Annotated in this window: 15 protein-coding genes, 1 tRNA gene and 1 pseudogene; 16 read left to right on the top strand and 1 reads right to left on the bottom strand. The window is 59.8% G+C overall.

Going from position 1 to position 18,483, the window contains the following annotated elements; genetic code table 11:
* The 12 genes and pseudogenes from tuf to rpoC all read left to right on the top strand — a co-directional run.
* Nucleotides 1–196: pseudogene (gene tuf, locus QD408_RS27060) on the top strand (elongation factor Tu); the annotation flags it as partial.
* 203 nt (nt 197–399) lie between these two features.
* Nucleotides 400–534, top strand: a complete 135-nt coding sequence (locus tag QD408_RS27055) for a hypothetical protein (protein WP_008521422.1) — start codon at nt 400–402, stop codon at nt 532–534.
* A gap of 174 nt (nt 535–708) precedes the next feature.
* Nucleotides 709–1,602 carry an NAD-dependent epimerase/dehydratase family protein gene (locus QD408_RS27050; protein WP_088685484.1) on the top strand — a complete coding sequence of 298 codons (894 nt, stop codon included), beginning with the start codon at nt 709–711 and terminating at the stop codon, nt 1,600–1,602.
* 168 nt (nt 1,603–1,770) lie between these two features.
* Nucleotides 1,771–1,846 (top strand) — tRNA-Trp (locus QD408_RS27045).
* A gap of 194 nt (nt 1,847–2,040) precedes the next feature.
* Complete coding sequence (gene secE / locus QD408_RS27040; protein WP_088677314.1) at nt 2,041–2,241, top strand: preprotein translocase subunit SecE; 201 nt, start codon at nt 2,041–2,043, stop codon at nt 2,239–2,241.
* A 17-nt stretch (nt 2,242–2,258) separates the two neighbouring features.
* Nucleotides 2,259–2,789, top strand: a complete 531-nt coding sequence (gene nusG, locus QD408_RS27035) for a transcription termination/antitermination protein NusG (protein ID WP_004669067.1) — start codon at nt 2,259–2,261, stop codon at nt 2,787–2,789.
* Nucleotides 2,790–2,964: 175 nt separating this feature from the next.
* Nucleotides 2,965–3,396 (top strand): 50S ribosomal protein L11, encoded by a 432-nt coding sequence (rplK, locus tag QD408_RS27030; RefSeq protein ID WP_009985507.1) that lies wholly within the window; start codon nt 2,965–2,967, stop codon nt 3,394–3,396.
* A 4-nt stretch (nt 3,397–3,400) separates the two neighbouring features.
* Complete coding sequence (rplA, locus tag QD408_RS27025; protein ID WP_088685485.1) at nt 3,401–4,102, top strand: 50S ribosomal protein L1; 702 nt, start codon at nt 3,401–3,403, stop codon at nt 4,100–4,102.
* 330 nt (nt 4,103–4,432) lie between these two features.
* Nucleotides 4,433–4,951 (top strand): 50S ribosomal protein L10, encoded by a 519-nt coding sequence (rplJ, locus tag QD408_RS27020; protein WP_008521410.1) that lies wholly within the window; start codon nt 4,433–4,435, stop codon nt 4,949–4,951.
* A gap of 56 nt (nt 4,952–5,007) precedes the next feature.
* On the top strand, nt 5,008–5,391 hold the full coding sequence (rplL, locus tag QD408_RS27015; protein WP_088685486.1) for a 50S ribosomal protein L7/L12: 384 nt from the start codon (nt 5,008–5,010) through the stop codon (nt 5,389–5,391).
* 261 nt (nt 5,392–5,652) lie between these two features.
* Complete coding sequence (gene rpoB, locus QD408_RS27010; RefSeq protein ID WP_414141419.1) at nt 5,653–9,792, top strand: DNA-directed RNA polymerase subunit beta; 4,140 nt, start codon at nt 5,653–5,655, stop codon at nt 9,790–9,792.
* Nucleotides 9,793–9,981: 189 nt separating this feature from the next.
* Nucleotides 9,982–14,190, top strand: coding sequence for a DNA-directed RNA polymerase subunit beta' (rpoC, locus tag QD408_RS27005; RefSeq protein WP_414141418.1), 4,209 nt, complete (start codon nt 9,982–9,984; stop codon nt 14,188–14,190).
* A gap of 137 nt (nt 14,191–14,327) precedes the next feature.
* Here rpoC and QD408_RS27000 read toward each other — a convergent pair whose 3' ends face one another.
* The gene (locus QD408_RS27000; RefSeq protein ID WP_008521380.1) at nt 14,328–14,621 is read right to left on the bottom strand and encodes a hypothetical protein; all 294 of its coding nucleotides are present in this window, start codon (nt 14,619–14,621) and stop codon (nt 14,328–14,330) included.
* A gap of 496 nt (nt 14,622–15,117) precedes the next feature.
* Here QD408_RS27000 and rpsL point away from each other — a divergent pair, with 496 nt between their 5' ends.
* From rpsL to QD408_RS26980, 4 genes are all read left to right on the top strand, one after another.
* On the top strand, nt 15,118–15,489 hold the full coding sequence (rpsL, locus tag QD408_RS26995; protein ID WP_003547537.1) for a 30S ribosomal protein S12: 372 nt from the start codon (nt 15,118–15,120) through the stop codon (nt 15,487–15,489).
* 79 nt (nt 15,490–15,568) lie between these two features.
* Entirely contained in the window at nt 15,569–16,039 is a 471-nt protein-coding gene (gene rpsG, locus QD408_RS26990) for a 30S ribosomal protein S7 (RefSeq protein ID WP_088685489.1), read from the top strand.
* A gap of 29 nt (nt 16,040–16,068) precedes the next feature.
* Nucleotides 16,069–18,168, top strand: a complete 2,100-nt coding sequence (gene fusA, locus QD408_RS26985; protein ID WP_088685490.1) for an elongation factor G — start codon at nt 16,069–16,071, stop codon at nt 18,166–18,168.
* Nucleotides 18,169–18,236: 68 nt separating this feature from the next.
* Nucleotides 18,237–18,483: GTP-binding protein (locus tag QD408_RS26980; protein WP_034884511.1), on the top strand; the 247-nt coding region annotated here is incomplete at its 3' end.

Raw genomic sequence — 18,483 nt, 5'->3', positions numbered from 1 at the left:
GTTCTACTTCCGCACGACGGACGTTACGGGCATCGTAACGCTGCCGGAAGGCACGGAAATGGTTATGCCGGGCGACAACGTCACGGTTGCCGTCGAGCTGATCGTTCCGATCGCGATGGAAGAAAAGCTGCGCTTCGCCATCCGCGAAGGCGGCCGCACTGTCGGCGCCGGTATCGTCGCTTCGATCGTCGAGTAACCATTTAGGTTATCCACAATCAGGAAAACCCCGCTGGAAACAGCGGGGTTTTTCGTTTTTGATGCCTTCCGGTTCGTTTAACAGGTGTTGTAAAAATATCGTTAAGTTGGCCCGTCACAGTATTTTGTTCATCTCACGTTCAGAAACCGGTTGTGATTGGCTCATTTTAGTCCAGACTCCTCCTTGTAAAGAGGAGAGCCCGGATGATTCCAAAGGCCACATTCGTTGCGACGATATTCGCGATGTATGTTTTCACGATGTTTTTCATCGCTGCAATTCCGCAAGAGGTCGTTCAGGCGGCCGGCGTGCAGATCAATGAGGTAAGCGTCGTCAAGTGACGCGCTTTCCAGCTCATCGCAGGGGGCTGCGGTGAGAGGGCAATAATTGGCCAGGTGCTCCCAGATAGCGTGCTTCTGGCGAGGCGGGGTGAAACCCCTTGCAGGACGCTCGCTTGCTCTTCGCGCGGAAGCGTCTAACTATGCCTCCGGCTTCATGACGCGGAGGATATTCCAATGAAGAAACGTATCCTGTTCACAGGCGGTTCGGGCAAGGCAGGTCGCCATGCCGTGCCGTGGCTCATTAATGCCGGTTACGAGGTTCACAACCTCGATCTCGTGCCGCTGGACAGCCCCGGCGTCACCAACCTCATCGCCGACATCACCGACAGCGGCCAGGTCTTCAACGCGCTCTCGATGCATCGCGATTTTCCCGATCTCGACGCGGGCAGGGGCGTTCAGCCCTTCGATGCCGTCGTGCATTTCGCCGCCATCCCGCGCATCCTGATCAAGCCTGACAACGAGACCTTCCGCATCAACACGATGGGCACGTACAATGTCATCGAGGCGGCGGTGAAGCTCGGCATCCGGAAGATCATCGTCGCGTCGAGCGAAACGACCTACGGCGTCTGCTTCGCCGAGGGGCATCGCGATTTCCACCAGTTCCCGCTGGAAGAGGACTACGACGTCAATCCGATGGATTCCTACGGTCTTTCCAAGGTGGTGAACGAAAAGACTGCGCGCGCCTTTGCCGAACGGTCGGGCTTCGACATCTATGCGCTGCGCATCGGCAACGTCATCGAGCCGCACGAATACGAGAAGTTCCCCACCTATTTCGCCAACCCCGAAATGCGCAAGCGCATCGCCTGGAGTTATATCGACGCCCGCGACCTCGGCCAGATATGCCATCTCTGCATCGAGAAGGATGGTCTCGGTTACCAGGTCTTCAATGCGGCCAACGACACCGTCTCGGCCAATACGCCATCGAAGGAACTTGCGAAGCGATTCTTCCCGAATGTGCCTTTCACCCGCGAGATCGGCGAATATGAAGGGCTTCTTTCCAACCGCAAGATCCGCGAGGTGCTGGGCTTCAGGGAAGAGCACGATTGGCGGAAATACGTGAAGGTCTGAGCAGCTTCCGGCCGCGCGATTGAAAAAGCCATTTCTCCGCATATGAGGAGAATGGCTTTGAAAATCGAAAATCGTGCTTGCCAATCCCGCGCCGTCGTCTTAAAGGGTCGCCATGCTTTTCGGCAGCGATTTGCGGGCCTTGGCCCGGGCGCTGAATGACAGGCATGAAGGGGTATAGCTCAGTTGGTAGAGCGGCGGTCTCCAAAACCGCAGGTCGGGGGTTCGAGCCCCTCTGCCCCTGCCATTTTCCTTGATGCGGGACAGCGCGGACGTGCTTGCAGCGTTTCGAAGCGGGAATAATCGGTGGCAACTAATTTCGTTAAACTTCGGTTTCCCTCTTGTGTATTCGGAAATCGGTGTTTATTTAGGGTTCAACAGACACGCGGTGCGTGGGGCTGATAGTTTCAGCTTTACGCGCCGTAATTGCGTGGGCAGTCGATGGCATCCAAATCCAATCCATTCGCGTTTCTGCAGCAGGTTCGCTCCGAGACGTCCAAGGTCACATGGCCATCGCGCCGCGAGACGATGATCTCGACGGTCATGGTGCTCGTGATGGTGGTTTTCGCCGCGCTGTTTTTCTTTGCCGCTGACCAGTTGATCGGCTGGGCTCTCAGCTTCGTGCTGAATATCGGCAACTGATACGGGTGGAGATGAAAATGGCGGCACGTTGGTACATCGTCCACGCGTATTCCAATTTTGAAAAGAAGGTGGCTGAAGACATCGAGAACAAGGCTCGCCAGAAGGGGCTTGAGCATCTGTTCGAGAAGATTCTCGTGCCGACCGAAAAGGTGGTGGAAGTGCGTCGCGGCCGCAAGGTCGACAGCGAGCGCAAGTTTTTCCCGGGTTATGTTCTCGTTCGTGCCAATCTGACGGATGAGGCCTATCACCTGATCAAGAATACGCCAAAGGTGACTGGCTTCCTTGGCTCCGATAATAAGCCCGTTCCGATTCCGGATTATGAAGCCGAGCGCATTCTCGGTCAGGTTCAGGAAGGCGTCGAGCGGCCGAAGGCATCCATTACCTTCGAGATCGGCGAGCAGGTCCGCGTTTCCGACGGCCCCTTCGCCTCGTTCAACGGCACGGTTCAGGATGTGGACGAAGAGCGTTCGCGCCTGAAGGTGGAAGTGTCGATCTTTGGCCGCGCAACGCCGGTCGAGCTGGAATACGCTCAGGTCGAGAAGGTCTGATTGCAGAATTGGAAGCTGGCCTTCGCGGCCTGCTTCCCGCGGACCTTGTCCGCATCCGCGTGGAAGGTGAGGGGTCTTAGCCGGACCCCAATGATCCGCACCACGCAACCGCAGCCGCCGGAGTGATCCGGCATCACGGGCCGGGCAACCGGCCGTTCATGAAAGGCAGAGAGATATGGCTAAGAAAGTTGCAGGCCAGCTCAAGCTTCAGGTCAAGGCAGGATCGGCAAACCCGTCCCCGCCGATCGGCCCGGCGCTTGGTCAGCGTGGCATTAACATCATGGAATTCTGCAAGGCGTTCAATGCCGCCACGCAGGAAATGGAAAAGGGTATGCCGATCCCGGTCGTCATCACCTATTACCAGGACAAGTCCTTCACCTTCGCGATGAAGCAGCCGCCGGTCAGCTACTGGCTGAAGAAGGAAGCGAAGATTACGTCCGGTTCCAAGACGCCTGGCAAGGGCGCAAAGGCTGGTACCCTCACCAAGGCTCAGATCAAGACGATCGCCGAAGCCAAGATGAAGGACCTGAACGCAGCAGATATCGAAGGTGCAATGGCGATGATCGAGGGCTCTGCCCGCGCCATGGGCCTGGAAGTGGTGGGTTAAGACCATGGCAGGCAAGCGCACTCAGAAGATCAACGAGGGTGTTGATCCGACCAAGCTCTACGCTCTGACGACCGCCATCGGCATGGTCAAGGAACGGGCTGTCGCCAAGTTCGACGAAACCATCGAAGTCTCGATGAACCTCGGCGTTGACCCGCGTCATGCGGACCAGATGGTTCGCGGCGTCGTCAACCTGCCGAACGGCACGGGCCGCACGGTTCGCGTCGCCGTCTTCGCTCGCGGCGCCAAGGCTGATGAAGCCAAGGCAGCCGGTGCCGATGTCGTCGGCGCCGAAGACCTCGTCGAAATCGTCCAGGGCGGCAAGATCGAATTCGATCGCTGCATCGCCACCCCCGACATGATGCCGCTCGTCGGCCGTCTCGGTAAGGTTCTCGGCCCGCGCGGCATGATGCCGAACCCGAAGGTCGGCACTGTCACCATGGATGTCGCCGGAGCCGTCAAGGCTTCCAAGGGCGGCGCCGTTGAGTTCCGCGTCGAGAAGGCTGGTATCGTCCATGCCGGCATCGGCAAGGCCTCTTTCGACGCCAAGGCTCTGGAAGAAAACATCCGCGCCTTCGCCGACGCCGTCATCAAGGCGAAGCCGGCTGGCGCCAAGGGCAACTACGTCAAGCGCGTGGCGATTTCCTCGACCATGGGCCCGGGCGTCAAGATCGAAGTCGGCTCGGTCACCGCAGCCCCGACTGCATAAGTTATGGCCGGGCTTCGGCCCGGTGAATGAATTTCCGGCCTCGCAAGGGGCCGGAATATTCCGGAGAAATCCGGAATCCTGTCCGAGATTGCAGGTGGTTTTCCCTTAATCACTTGGCCTGCATGAGACGGGTAAGACCCGAATTGCATGAAGTTCGCTTCTAGGAACTCGGTTCGAGCCTTGGATGCCTTGTGCCTCTTTAGCCTTGATTGGCGCGGGAGCGCGAGGGGACAGGATCCTCAAGCGTCGCTTGGGATCTCCTTTGATCCCAGGGGGCAAAAGGCAACCCGGTGGGTCCGTTCAAACGGTCCCGCCAACTGGAGATAGGCAGTGGAAAGAGCGGAAAAGCGCGAATTCGTCACGGAACTGAACGAAGTCTTCAAGGCTTCGGGCTCGGTTGTCGTGGCCCACTATGCTGGTGCTACAGTCGCACAGATGAACGATTTTCGTTCGAAGATGCGCGCTGCTGGCGGCACCGTCAAAGTCGCGAAGAACCGCCTGGCCAAAATTGCCCTTCAGGGTACGGAAGCGGAAGGGATTTCCAATCTCTTCAAGGGTCAGACCCTCATTGCTTACAGCAATGATCCGATCACCGCTCCGAAGGTCGTCATGGATTTCGCCAAGACCAACGACAAGATCGTGGTTCTCGGCGGCGCCATGGGCACGACAACGCTGAACGCCGAAGGTGTCAAGTCGCTCGCGACCCTGCCTTCGCTGGACGAACTGCGTGCGAAGCTGCTGGGCATGATCCAGACTCCGGCTACCCGCATTGCAGGCGTTGTTGCAGCACCGGCAAGTCAGCTTGCTCGCGTGTTCTCGGCCTACGCCAAGAAGGACGAAGCCGCTTAAGGCGGTTTTTCGCTGTACATACTCAACAGTTCGAACCGAACAAAAGGAACTAGAAAATGGCTGATCTCGCAAAGATCGTTGAAGACCTCTCCTCGCTGACCGTCCTGGAAGCCGCTGAGCTTTCCAAGCTGCTCGAAGAAAAGTGGGGCGTTTCCGCCGCTGCTCCGGTAGCTGTTGCTGCCGTTGCTGGTGGTGCAGGCGGTGCAGCTGCTCCGGCTGAAGAAGAAAAGACCGAGTTCGACGTCATCCTCACGGATGCCGGCGCCAACAAGATCAACGTCATCAAGGAAGTCCGCGCCATCACCGGCCTCGGCCTCAAGGAAGCCAAGGACCTCGTCGAAGGCGCTCCGAAGGCTGTCAAGGAAGCCGTTTCCAAGGCTGAAGCCGCCGACATCAAGAAGAAGCTTGAAGACGCCGGCGCCAAGGCCGACGTCAAGTAATCTTCGACTGCTCTTGGGAGGCGGTATCTACTGCCTCCCATTTGCCGTTTTTCTGAACGAATTACCCAAAAGCCGCGTCAAAACGGCTTTTGGGTAATGGGTTCTTCAAAAGGATAGTCTCGCGCCGAGGGCAGCACAGCAATCCGAGCTGAGCGTTTTCGGGAGTCGGACGAGATTGAACGACCCATTGATTGACGGGATCGACTGGCCATCGGTTCCCGTCCGTTGCAGGCCCGGGTGCAAGATTTTGAAGGAGCGACGATGGCTCAGACCCTTTCGTTCAACGGTCGCAGGCGCGTACGCAAGTTTTTTGGTAAGATCCCCGAAGTCGCGGAAATGCCGAACCTCATCGAGGTTCAGAAGGCGTCCTACGACCAGTTTCTGATGGTTGAAGAGCCGAAAGGCGGCCGGCCCGACGAGGGCCTTCAGGCCGTCTTCAAGTCGGTTTTCCCGATCACCGATTTCTCCGGCGCGTCCATGCTGGAATTCGTATCCTATGAGTTCGAGCCGCCGAAGTTCGACGTCGACGAATGCCGTCAGCGCGACCTGACCTATGCCGCGCCGCTGAAGGTGACGCTGCGCCTCATCGTATTCGATATCGACGAGGATACCGGCGCAAAGTCGATCAAGGACATCAAGGAACAGTCCGTCTACATGGGCGATATGCCGCTCATGACCAACAACGGTACGTTCATCGTCAACGGCACCGAGCGCGTCATCGTCTCGCAGATGCACCGTTCGCCGGGCGTCTTCTTCGACCATGACAAGGGCAAGAGCCATTCTTCCGGCAAGCTGCTCTTTGCTGCTCGCGTCATTCCTTATCGCGGCTCCTGGCTCGATATCGAATTCGACGCCAAGGACATCGTCTACGCACGTATCGACCGCCGCCGCAAGATTCCGGTCACGTCGCTCTTGATGGCGCTCGGCATGGACGGCGAGGAAATCCTCGACACCTTCTACACCAAATCGCTCTACAAGCGTGACGGCGAAGGCTGGCGCATTCCCTTCAAGCCGGAAACGCTGAAGGGCGCCAAGGCTATCACCGAGATGGTTGACGCCGATACCGGCGAAGTCATCGTGGAAGCCGGCAAGAAGCTGACCCCGCGCCTGCTGCGCCAGCTCTCCGACAAGGGCCTGAAGGCACTGAAGGCCGGCGACGACGACCTTTACGGCAACTATCTCGCCGAAGACATCGTCAATTACTCGACGGGTGAAATCTATCTCGAAGCCGGCGACGAAATCGACGAGAAGACGCTCGGCATCATCCTGTCGAACGGTTTCGACGAGATCCCGGTTCTCGGCATCGACCACATCAACGTCGGCGCCTACATCCGCAACACGCTTTCGGCTGACAAGAACGAGAACCGTCAGGACGCTCTGTTCGACATCTACCGCGTCATGCGTCCGGGTGAGCCGCCGACCATGGAATCGGCCGAAGCCATGTTCAACTCGCTGTTCTTCGATGCGGAGCGTTACGACCTTTCCGCCGTCGGCCGCGTGAAGATGAACATGCGTCTCGACCTGACCGTCGAAGACACCGTCCGCATCCTGCGCAAGGACGACATCCTGGCCGTGGTCAAGATGCTGGTCGAACTGCGCGACGGCAAGGGCGAGATCGACGACATCGACAACCTCGGCAACCGCCGCGTCCGTTCGGTCGGCGAGCTGATGGAGAACCAGTACCGTCTCGGCCTGCTCCGCATGGAGCGCGCGATCAAGGAACGCATGTCCTCGATCGAGATCGACACGGTCATGCCGCAGGACCTGATCAACGCCAAGCCGGCTGCTGCTGCCGTTCGCGAATTCTTCGGTTCCTCGCAGCTCTCGCAGTTCATGGACCAGGTCAACCCGCTCTCGGAAATCACCCACAAGCGCCGTCTCTCGGCTCTTGGCCCGGGCGGTCTGACCCGCGAGCGCGCCGGCTTCGAAGTCCGCGACGTTCATCCGACGCACTACGGCCGTATTTGCCCGATCGAAACGCCGGAAGGCCCGAACATCGGTCTCATCAACTCGCTGGCGACCTTCGCGCGCGTCAACAAGTACGGCTTCATCGAAAGCCCGTACCGCCGCATCGTCGACGGCAGGGTGACGAACGACGTGCTCTACCTCTCCGCCATGGAAGAGGCGAAGTACTACGTCGCCCAGGCCAACGCCGAGATGAACCCTGACGGTTCCTTCGTCGATGAATTCGTCGTCTGCCGTCATGCCGGTGAAGTTATGCTTGCGCCCCGCGACAGCATGAACCTCATGGACGTTTCGCCGAAGCAGGTTGTTTCGGTCGCAGCCGCGCTCATCCCGTTCCTGGAAAACGACGACGCCAACCGCGCTCTCATGGGCTCGAACATGCAGCGTCAGGCCGTGCCGCTGCTGCGCGCCGAAGCTCCGTTCGTCGGCACCGGCATGGAGCCGGTGGTCGCCCGTGACTCCGGCGCCGCCATCGGCGCCCGCCGCGGCGGCGTGGTCGACCAGGTCGACGCGACGCGTATCGTTATCCGTGCCACGGAAGACCTCGAAGCCGGCAAATCCGGCGTCGATATCTACCGCCTGCAGAAGTTCCAGCGTTCGAACCAGAACACCTGCGTCAACCAGCGTCCGCTGGTTACCGTCGGTGACGTCGTCAACCGCGGCGACATTCTCGCCGACGGTCCGTCGACCGATCTCGGCGACCTGGCGCTCGGCCGCAACGCGCTCGTCGCGTTCATGCCCTGGAACGGCTACAACTACGAAGACTCGATCCTGCTCTCCGAGCGTATCGTTGCTGACGACGTGTTCACCTCCATCCACATCGAAGAATTCGAAGTGATGGCCCGTGACACCAAGCTTGGTCCCGAGGAAATCACCCGCGATATTCCGAACGTTTCGGAAGAAGCGCTGAAGAACCTCGACGAAGCCGGCATCGTCTACATCGGCGCCGAAGTTCAGCCGGGTGATATCCTCGTCGGCAAGATCACGCCGAAGGGCGAAAGCCCGATGACGCCGGAAGAAAAGCTTCTGCGCGCCATCTTCGGCGAAAAGGCCTCCGACGTGCGCGATACCTCCATGCGCATGCCGCCCGGCACCTACGGCACGATCGTCGAAGTGCGCGTCTTCAACCGCCACGGCGTTGAAAAGGACGAGCGCGCGATGGCGATCGAGCGCGAAGAGATCGAGCGCCTCGCCAAGGACCGCGACGACGAGCAGGCGATCCTCGACCGTAACGTCTACGGCCGTCTGATCGACATGCTGCGCGGCCAGGTCTCGATTGCCGGCCCGAAGGGCTTCAAGAAGGGCACCGAGCTGTCGAACGCCGTCGTCTCCGAATATCCCCGCTCGCAGTGGTGGATGTTCGCCGTCGAGGACGAGAAGGTCCAGAGCGAACTCGAAGCGCTCCGCGGCCAGTACGACGAATCCAAGTCGCGCCTTGAACAGCGCTTCATGGACAAGGTCGAAAAGGTCCAGCGCGGCGATGAAATGCCTCCGGGCGTCATGAAGATGGTCAAGGTCTTCGTCGCCGTGAAGCGTAAGATCCAGCCGGGCGACAAGATGGCTGGCCGTCACGGGAACAAGGGCGTGGTCTCGCGCATTGTGCCTGTCGAGGACATGCCGTTCCTTGAAGACGGCACGCATGTCGACGTCGTTCTGAACCCGCTCGGCGTGCCTTCGCGCATGAACGTCGGCCAGATCCTGGAAACGCACCTGGGCTGGGCTTGCGCCGGCATGGGTCGCCAGATCGGCGAGTTGATCGAAGCATACAAGGCGAACGGCAACATCGAGCCGCTGCGCAAGACCATCGGCGATGTCGTCGGGGACGGTCCCAAGGCCGAACAGGTCCAGGACTTCGATGATGACTCGGTTCTGCGTCTCGCAGACCAGTGGAAGCGCGGCGTTTCGATTGCGACGCCCGTCTTCGACGGCGCGAACGAAGGCGACGTCAACGACATGCTGCGTCTGGCGGGTCTCAAGGACACCGGCCAGTCGACGCTCTATGACGGCCGTACCGGCGAGCAGTTCGACCGCCAGGTGACCGTGGGCTACATCTACATGCTGAAGCTCAACCACCTGGTCGACGACAAGATCCACGCCCGTTCGATCGGTCCTTACTCGCTCGTGACCCAGCAGCCGCTGGGCGGCAAGGCGCAGTTCGGCGGTCAGCGCTTCGGCGAAATGGAAGTCTGGGCACTCGAAGCCTATGGCGCGGCCTATACGCTGCAGGAAATGCTGACGGTGAAGTCGGACGACGTCGCCGGCCGCACCAAGGTCTACGAAGCCATCGTCCGCGGAGACGACACGTTCGAAGCCGGTATTCCGGAAAGCTTCAACGTTCTCGTCAAGGAAATGCGCTCGCTGGGCCTCAGCGTCGAGCTTGAGAACACCAAGGTTGACGAAGCGCAGGCGACCCAGCTGCCCGACGCGGCCGAGTAAGCACCAATAGGGCGTGCGCTGCCAATGCGGCGCACGCCGGTCCCGCCGGGCGCCGTATCCGTGTCGGCCCGGAAGGGAAGTTTCGCCGCATCTTGCGGTTATTCTCGTTTAAGCGAGGGAGGCGGCTCCCGGGAATTTGCCGCCGGCCATCGCATTTTGAGGGCGCTTTAGCCCATGAAGGAGACAGGCATGAACCAAGAGGTCATGAATCTTTTCAATCCGCAGGTGCCTGCACAGAATTTCGATTCCATTCGGATTTCGATCGCGTCTCCGGAGAAGATCCTCTCCTGGTCCTACGGTGAGATCAAGAAGCCGGAAACCATCAACTACCGTACGTTCAAGCCGGAACGTGACGGTCTGTTCTGCGCGCGCATCTTTGGCCCGATCAAGGACTACGAATGCCTGTGCGGCAAGTACAAGCGCATGAAGTACAAGGGCATCATCTGCGAAAAGTGCGGCGTCGAAGTCACGCTGTCGCGCGTTCGCCGTGAGCGCATGGGCCATATCGAGCTCGCCGCTCCCGTTGCCCACATCTGGTTCCTGAAGTCGCTGCCGAGCCGTATTTCGACGCTGCTCGACATGACGCTGAAGGATGTCGAGCGCGTTCTCTACTTCGAAAACTACATCGTCACCGAGCCGGGCCTGACCGCCCTCAAGGAGCACCAGCTCCTCTCGGAAGAAGAGTATATGCTCGCCGTTGACGAATACGGCGAAGACCAGTTCACCGCGATGATCGGCGCTGAGGCGATCTACGAGATGCTGGCATCGATGAACCTCGAAAAGATCGCTGGCGACCTGCGTTCCGAGCTTGCCGACACCACCTCGGACCTCAAGCAGAAGAAGCTGATGAAGCGCCTGAAGATCGTCGAGAACTTCATGGAGTCCGGCAACCGTCCGGAATGGATGATCATGAAGGTCGTCCCGGTCATCCCGCCGGATCTGCGCCCGCTGGTTCCGCTCGACGGCGGCCGTTTCGCGACGTCGGATCTGAACGATCTCTATCGCCGCGTCATCAACCGTAACAACCGTCTGAAGCGCCTCATCGAACTGCGCGCGCCTGGTATCATCATCCGCAACGAAAAGCGCATGCTGCAGGAATCTGTCGATGCGCTCTTCGATAACGGCCGCCGCGGCCGCGTCATCACCGGCGCCAACAAGCGTCCGCTGAAGTCGCTGTCCGACATGCTCAAGGGCAAGCAGGGCCGCTTCCGCCAGAACCTGCTCGGCAAGCGCGTCGACTATTCCGGCCGTTCGGTCATCGTCACCGGTCCGGAACTGAAGCTGCATCAGTGCGGCCTTCCGAAGAAGATGGCGCTCGAGCTGTTCAAGCCGTTCATCTACGCCCGACTCGACGCCAAGGGTTACTCCTCGACCGTCAAGCAGGCCAAGAAGCTGGTCGAGAAGGAAAAGCCGGAAGTTTGGGATATCMTCGACGAGGTCATCCGCGAGCATCCGGTTCTCCTGAACCGCGCACCTACGCTGCACCGCCTGGGCATCCAGGCCTTCGAACCCACCCTGGTCGAAGGCAAGGCGATCCAGCTGCACCCGCTCGTCTGCACGGCCTTCAACGCCGACTTCGACGGTGACCAGATGGCCGTTCACGTGCCGCTGTCGCTCGAAGCCCAGCTCGAAGCCCGCGTGCTGATGATGTCGACCAACAACATCCTGCACCCGGCAAACGGCGCGCCGATCATCGTTCCCTCGCAGGACATGGTTCTCGGCCTGTACTACCTGTCGATCCTGAACCAGAACGAGCCGGGCGAAGGCATGGCCTTCTCCGATCTCGGCGAGCTGCATCACGCGCTGGAAAACAAGGTCGTCACGCTGCACACCAAGATCCGCGGCCGCTTCAAGTCGATCGGCGAGGATGGCAAGCCTTACTCGAAGATCTATGAGACGACGCCTGGCCGTCTGCTCATCGGCGAGCTGCTGCCGAAGAACGGCAAGGTGCCCTTCGACATCTGCAACCAGGAAATGACCAAGAAGAACATCTCCAAGATGATCGACACGGTCTACCGTCATTGCGGCCAGAAGGACACGGTCATCTTCTGCGACCGCATCATGCAGCTCGGCTTCGCCCATGCCTGCCGCGCCGGCATTTCGTTCGGCAAGGACGACATGGTCATCCCGGCTACCAAGGCGAAGATCGTTGCCGACACCGAAAATCTGGTGAAGGAATACGAGCAGCAGTACAATGACGGCCTCATCACCCAGGGCGAAAAGTACAACAAGGTAGTCGACGCCTGGGGCAAGGCGACCGAAAAGGTCGCCGAAGAAATGATGGCCCGCATTAAGGCTGTCGAATTCGATGAGAACACCGGCCGTCAGAAGCCGATGAACTCGATCTACATGATGAGCCACTCCGGTGCCCGCGGTTCTCCGAACCAGATGCGTCAGCTGGGCGGCATGCGCGGCCTCATGGCCAAGCCGTCGGGCGAAATCATCGAGACGCCGATCATCTCGAACTTCAAGGAAGGCCTGACCGTCAACGAGTACTTCAACTCGACGCACGGCGCCCGTAAGGGTCTGGCAGACACCGCCTTGAAGACCGCAAACTCCGGCTACCTGACCCGCCGTCTCGTCGACGTCGCGCAGGACTGCATCGTCACGCACGTCGATTGCGGCACCGAGACCGGCCTGACCATGACCGCCATCGTCGATGCCGGCCAGGTCGTCGCCTCGCTCGGCGCCCGTATCCTCGGCCGTACCGCGCTCGACGATATCGATCATCCGGTGACGGGTGAGCGCATCGTCGATGCCGGCAAGATGATCCTCGAGCCCGATGTCATCGAAATCGAGAAGGCCGGTATCCAGTCGATCCGCATCCGCTCGGCGCTGACCTGCGAAATCCAGACGGGTGTCTGCTCGGTCTGCTACGGCCGAGACCTCGCACGCGGTACGCCTGTCAATATGGGCGAAGCCGTCGGCGTCATCGCCGCTCAGTCGATCGGCGAGCCGGGAACCCAGCTCACCATGCGTACCTTCCACCTTGGCGGTACGGCAACCGTGGTCGACCAGTCGTTCCTGGAAGCCTCGTACGAAGGTACGGTGCAGATCAAGAACCGCAACGTGCTGCGCAACTCGGAAGGCAGCCTCGTTGCCATGGGCCGCAACATGACCGTCCAGATCCTGGACGAGCGTGGCGTGGAGCGCTCCTCGCAGCGCGTCGCCTACGGTTCGAAGCTGCATGTCGACGAAGGTGACAAGGTCAAGCGCGGCCAGCGTCTGGCGGAGTGGGATCCCTATACCCGCCCGATGATGACGGAAGTCGCCGGTACGGTTCAGTTCGAAGACCTCGTCGACGGTCTCTCGGTTCTGGAAGCGACCGACGAATCCACCGGCATCACCAAGCGTCAGGTCATCGACTGGCGTTCGACCCCGCGCGGTTCGGACCTCAAGCCGGCGATCGTCATCAAGGACGCCAGCGGCAATGTCGCAAAGCTGTCCCGCGGTGGTGACGCCCGCTTCCTGCTCTCGGTCGACGCCATTCTGTCGGTCGAGCCGGGCACGAAGGTCTCCCAGGGTGACGTTCTCGCCCGTTCGCCGCTCGAAAGCGCCAAGACCAAGGACATCACCGGTGGTCTGCCGCGTGTTGCCGAGCTGTTCGAAGCTCGCCGTCCGAAGGATCACGCCATCATCGCAGAGATCGATGGTACGATCCGCCTCGGCCGCGACTACAAGAACAAGCGTCGCGTCATCATCGAGCCGGCGGAAGACGGTGTCGAGCCTGTCGAATACCTGATCCCGAAGGGCAAGCCCTTCCATCTTCAGGATGGCGACTATATCGAAAAGGGTGACTACATCCTCGACGGTAACCCGGCTCCGCACGACATCCTGGCGATCAAGGGCGTGGAGGCTCTGGCTTCCTACCTCGTCAACGAAATCCAGGAAGTCTATCGTCTGCAGGGCGTTGTCATCAACGACAAGCACATCGAAGTGATCGTCCGTCAGATGCTGCAGAAGGTTGAGATCACCGATGCGGGCGACTCGACCTATATCGTCGGCGACAATGTCGACCGGATCGAGCTCGAAGACGTCAACGACCACCTGATCGAACAGGGCAAGAAGCCTGCCCATGGCGATCCGGTTCTGCTCGGCATCACCAAGGCTTCGCTGCAGACCCCGTCCTTCATCTCGGCCGCGTCCTTCCAGGAAACGACCAAGGTGCTGACGGAAGCTGCAATCGCCGGCAAGACGGACGGTCTGCAGGGTCTGAAGGAAAACGTCATCGTCGGCCGCCTCATCCCGGCCGGCACCGGTGGCACCATGACCCAGATCCGCCGCATTGCCACCTCGCGCGACGAGCTGATCCTCGAAGAGCGTCGCAAGGGCACCGGCGCAGCCGTTGCCACCCCGATGCTGCAGGACATGGCTGAAAACGCTCCGGCTGCGGAATAATCCGCAGCTGACGTCCACGAATTGAAAAACCGCCCGGAGCGATCCGGGCGGTTTTCATTTTTGTTATGCTCTGATTGGTCCGAGGGGAGGGTAGGCGCCGCCTGTTTCGCTGCGCCGCCCGCGACCAGCGGTTCCCGTCAGTTGAAGCGGATGATCGCGACCTCGCCATCGACCGCGCCCTGGTAGGCCGAGGCGTGCGGCTCTTCCGCCGGGATTTCGGTCAGCATGCCGATCTGGTCGAGATCCGCTTCGATGAAGCCCTCCTCGGCAAGGGCGTTCAAGGCTTCGCGCACGGCAGTGTCGTCATCGGGCGCTTTCAGCAGGATGTGCAGGTCGATGCCTTCGCTGGCGTCGGACTCATAGCCTTTGCCAATGATGATGAAGATCATCGGTCCGTCGAAATTATTGTCGTTATCAGGTGTCGTGATCATCGCCTGTCCTCGGTTCCTGGAGATTCGCTTTGTCGAATCCGCTGAGAGGACCTAACGCCGCAATTGCTGATTCCTTAACCGCTTTTGCTGCAAGGCCCAAGTTTTTATCTTGGCGCAGGCCCGTGAATGCGTCTAGAAGGGTGAAAACAGGGCGTTCGGCCCGCATATCAAGGTGATGCGGCCAAGTTTATTTCTTAACCGGCCTTGACGGGACGGGTTGAAACCAGTAGTACCCCGGCCATCAGATCCCATGTGAGGCTTGGCTGTTCGGGGCGACGCGCCCTGAAGTTCACCTCAAACAAGGTTCTAAACGCACGTTGAAGTCATGATGCTGCACGCATGACGCATAGTTTCATGCGTCCTCTGCTCCTTGTGGTCCATCTGCGGAAGCGGATCGGGCCATATTTTGCGCATTGACGGAAAGCATGCGTCATTGCCGGAGACGGCGCGAGTTCAAGCCCGCAAGGGTACTGAGATAAACGTAAGGGATGGTTGAATGCCTACCGTAAACCAGCTGATCCGCAAGCCTCGCCAGGCGAACGTAAAGCGTAATAAGGTTCCCGCTCTCCAGGAGAACCCCCAGAAGCGCGGCGTTTGCACGCGCGTCTACACCACGACGCCGAAGAAGCCGAACTCGGCTCTGCGTAAGGTCGCAAAGATCCGCCTGACCAACGGCTTCGAAGTCATTGGTTACATCCCCGGCGAAGGTCACAACCTTCAGGAACACTCCGTCGTCATGATCCGCGGCGGCCGCGTCAAGGACCTTCCGGGTGTCCGTTACCACATCATCCGCGGCGTTCTCGATACCCAGGGTGTCAAGAACCGCAAGCAGCGTCGCTCCAAGTATGGTGCGAAGCGTCCGAAGTAATTCGGGTTTTGAATAATCCGGCGCTGCGCGAGGTCCTCCGCGTGATGAAGCGCCTTAACGGTTGAAGAGACGAAAAAGTATGTCCAGACGTCATAAAGCAGAAAAGCGCGAGATCAATCCGGATCCGAAGTTCGGTGACCTCGTCGTGACCAAGTTCATGAACGCCATTATGCTCGATGGTAAGAAGTCCGTTGCTGAAAACATCGTCTACGGTGCGTTCGACGCCGTCCAGGGCAAGTCCAAGCAGGAGCCGCTCGCGGTTTTCCATTCTGCGCTCGACAACATTGCCCCGCACGTTGAAGTCCGCTCGCGCCGCGTCGGTGGTGCGACCTACCAGGTTCCGGTCGACGTCCGTCCGGAGCGCCGCCAGGCTCTCGCCATTCGCTGGCTGATTGCCGCCGCCCGCAAGCGCAACGAAACCACCATGATCGACCGTCTGTCCGGCGAACTGCTCGATGCGTCCAACAACCGCGGCTCCGCCGTCAAGAAGCGCGAAGACACGCACAAGATGGCTGACGCCAACCGCGCGTTCTCGCACTATCGCTGGTAATTCCGAACGGTATCGAAAGGCAGTCCACAATGGCTCGCGAATATAAGATCGAAGACTACCGCAATTTCGGTATCATGGCGCATATCGACGCCGGCAAGACCACGACCACCGAGCGTATCCTTTACTACACCGGCAAGTCGCACAAGATCGGCGAAGTCCACGACGGCGCAGCCACCATGGACTGGATGGAGCAGGAGCAGGAGCGTGGCATCACGATTACCTCTGCTGCCACCACGACCTTCTGGAAGGGCCGTGACGGCAAGATGCGCCGCTTCAACATCATCGACACTCCCGGCCACGTCGACTTCACCATCGAAGTCGAGCGTTCGCTGCGCGTTCTCGACGGCGCCATCGCGCTGCTCGACGCCAACGCCGGCGTTGAGCCGCAGACGGAAACCGTCTGGCGTCAGGCTGAGAAGTACAACGTTCCGCGGATGATCTTCTGCAACAAGATGGACAAGACCGGCGCTGACTTCTACCGCTCGGTCGAGATGATCAAGACCCGTCTCGGTGCGACCGCCGTCGTCATGCAGCTGCCGATCGGCGCTGAAAGCGACTTCAAGGGCGTTATCGACCTCGTTGAGATGAACGCTCTGATCTGGCGCGACGAATCGCTCGGCGCCCAGTGGGACGTCGTCGAGATCCCGGAAGATCTGAAGGCAAAGGCTGAAGAATATCGCGAAAAGCTGATCGAGACGGTTGTCGAGATCGACGAAGCTGCGATGGAAGCCTACCTCGAAGGCAACATGCCCGACAACGATAAGATCCGCGAACTCGTTCGTCGCGGCACCATCGACGTCAAGTTCCATCCGATGTTCTGCGGCACCGCCTTCAAGAACAAGGGCGTTCAGCCGCTGCTCGACGCCGTCGTCGACTACCTGCCGTCGCCGCTCGACATTCCGGCGATCAAGGGCATCGACTTCAAGACCGAAGCCGACATCGAGCGTCATGCAGACGACGCCGAGCCGTTGTCGATGCTCGCGTTCAAGATCATGAACGACCCCTTCGTCGGTTCGCTGACCTTCGCCCGCATCTATTCCGGCAAGCTCGAAAAGGGCTCTTCGGTTCTGAACACGGTCAAGGACAAGCGCGAGCGCGTCGGCCGCATGCTGCAGATGCACTCCAACTCGCGTGAAGACATCGAAGAAGCCTTCGCAGGCGACATCGTTGCTCTCGCCGGCCTCAAGGAAACCACCACTGGCGATACGCTCTGCGATCCGCTGAAGCCGGTTATCCTCGAGCGCATGGAATTCCCCGAGCCGGTCATCCAGATCGCCATCGAGCCGAAGTCCAAGGGCGACCAGGAAAAGATGGGCCTCGCGCTCAACCGCCTGGCAGCCGAAGACCCGTCCTTCCGCGTGAAGACGGACCAGGAATCCGGCCAGACGATCATCGCAGGCATGGGCGAACTGCATCTCGACATCATCGTCGACCGCATGCGCCGCGAGTTCAAGGTCGAAGCAAACGTCGGCGCGCCGCAGGTTGCTTATCGCGAAACGATCACGCGCCAGACCGAAGAAGACTACACGCACAAGAAGCAGACCGGTGGTACCGGCCAGTTCGCACGCGTCAAGATCATCTTCGAACCGAACCCGGAAGGCGAAGAGTTCAAGTTCGAATCCAAGATCGTCGGTGGCTCTGTTCCGAAGGAATACATCCCGGGCGTTCAGAAGGGCATCGAAAGCGTTCTGTCTTCCGGCCCGCTGGCTGGCTTCCCGATGCTCGGCGTCAAGGCGACGCTCATCGACGGTGCCTTCCACGACGTCGACTCGTCGGTCCTGGCGTTCGAAATCGCTTCCCGCGCTTGCTTCCGTGAAGCAGCGAAGAAGGCCGGCGCTCAGCTCCTCGAGCCGATGATGAAGGTCGAAGTCGTCACCCCGGAAGATTACGTCGGTGACGTTATCGGCGACCTCAACTCCCGCCGTGGCCAGATCCAGGGTCAGGAAAGCCGTGGTATCGCGGTTGTCATCAGCGCCAACGTTCCGCTGGCGAACATGTTCAAGTACGTCGACAACCTGCGCTCCATGTCGCAGGGCCGCGCTCAGTACACGATGACCTTCGATCACTACGCGCCGGTCCCGTCGAACGTCGCAACCGAAATCCAGGCAAAGTATTCCGGTCAGAAGTGACCGGAATACCTATTGACCGATAACAAGAATTAGCTCCCCTCGGGGACTAGCAAAACGGAGAGCCGAAAATGGCAAAGAGTAAGTTTGAGCGCAACAAGCCGCACGTCAACATTGGCACGATCGGCCACGTTGACCACGGCAAGACGTCTCTGACGGCAGCGATCACGAAGTACTTCGGTGAGTTCAAGGCGTACGACCAGATCGACGCGGCTCCGGAAGAGAAGGCGCGCGGCATCACGATCTCGACGGCGCACGTCGAGTATGAGACGCCGAACCGCCACTACGCGCACGTCGACTGCCCCGGCCACGCCGACT

The organism is Rhizobium sp. BR 249 (assembly GCF_047445895.1).
GTDB lineage: Bacteria > Pseudomonadota > Alphaproteobacteria > Rhizobiales > Rhizobiaceae > Rhizobium.
The sequence above is the reverse complement of the archived record's forward strand: the minus strand, read 5'-3'. Positions and strand labels throughout refer to the sequence as shown.

What these genes read in the sequence shown, in the direction of transcription:
- QD408_RS27055 (WP_008521422.1), top strand. Translation starts at nt 400, where the DNA reads ATGATTCCAAAGGCCACATTCGTTGCGACGATATTCGCGATGTATGTT.
- QD408_RS27050 (WP_088685484.1), top strand. Translation starts at nt 709, where the DNA reads ATGAAGAAACGTATCCTGTTCACAGGCGGTTCGGGCAAGGCAGGTCGC.
- secE (WP_088677314.1), top strand. Translation starts at nt 2,041, where the DNA reads ATGGCATCCAAATCCAATCCATTCGCGTTTCTGCAGCAGGTTCGCTCC.
- nusG (WP_004669067.1), top strand. Translation starts at nt 2,259, where the DNA reads ATGGCGGCACGTTGGTACATCGTCCACGCGTATTCCAATTTTGAAAAG.
- rplK (WP_009985507.1), top strand. Translation starts at nt 2,965, where the DNA reads ATGGCTAAGAAAGTTGCAGGCCAGCTCAAGCTTCAGGTCAAGGCAGGA.
- rplA (WP_088685485.1), top strand. Translation starts at nt 3,401, where the DNA reads ATGGCAGGCAAGCGCACTCAGAAGATCAACGAGGGTGTTGATCCGACC.
- rplL (WP_088685486.1), top strand. Translation starts at nt 5,008, where the DNA reads ATGGCTGATCTCGCAAAGATCGTTGAAGACCTCTCCTCGCTGACCGTC.
- rpoB (WP_414141419.1), top strand. Translation starts at nt 5,653, where the DNA reads ATGGCTCAGACCCTTTCGTTCAACGGTCGCAGGCGCGTACGCAAGTTT.
- QD408_RS27000 (WP_008521380.1), bottom strand. Translation starts at nt 14,621, where the DNA reads ATGATCACGACACCTGATAACGACAATAATTTCGACGGACCGATGATC.
- rpsL (WP_003547537.1), top strand. Translation starts at nt 15,118, where the DNA reads ATGCCTACCGTAAACCAGCTGATCCGCAAGCCTCGCCAGGCGAACGTA.
- rpsG (WP_088685489.1), top strand. Translation starts at nt 15,569, where the DNA reads ATGTCCAGACGTCATAAAGCAGAAAAGCGCGAGATCAATCCGGATCCG.
- fusA (WP_088685490.1), top strand. Translation starts at nt 16,069, where the DNA reads ATGGCTCGCGAATATAAGATCGAAGACTACCGCAATTTCGGTATCATG.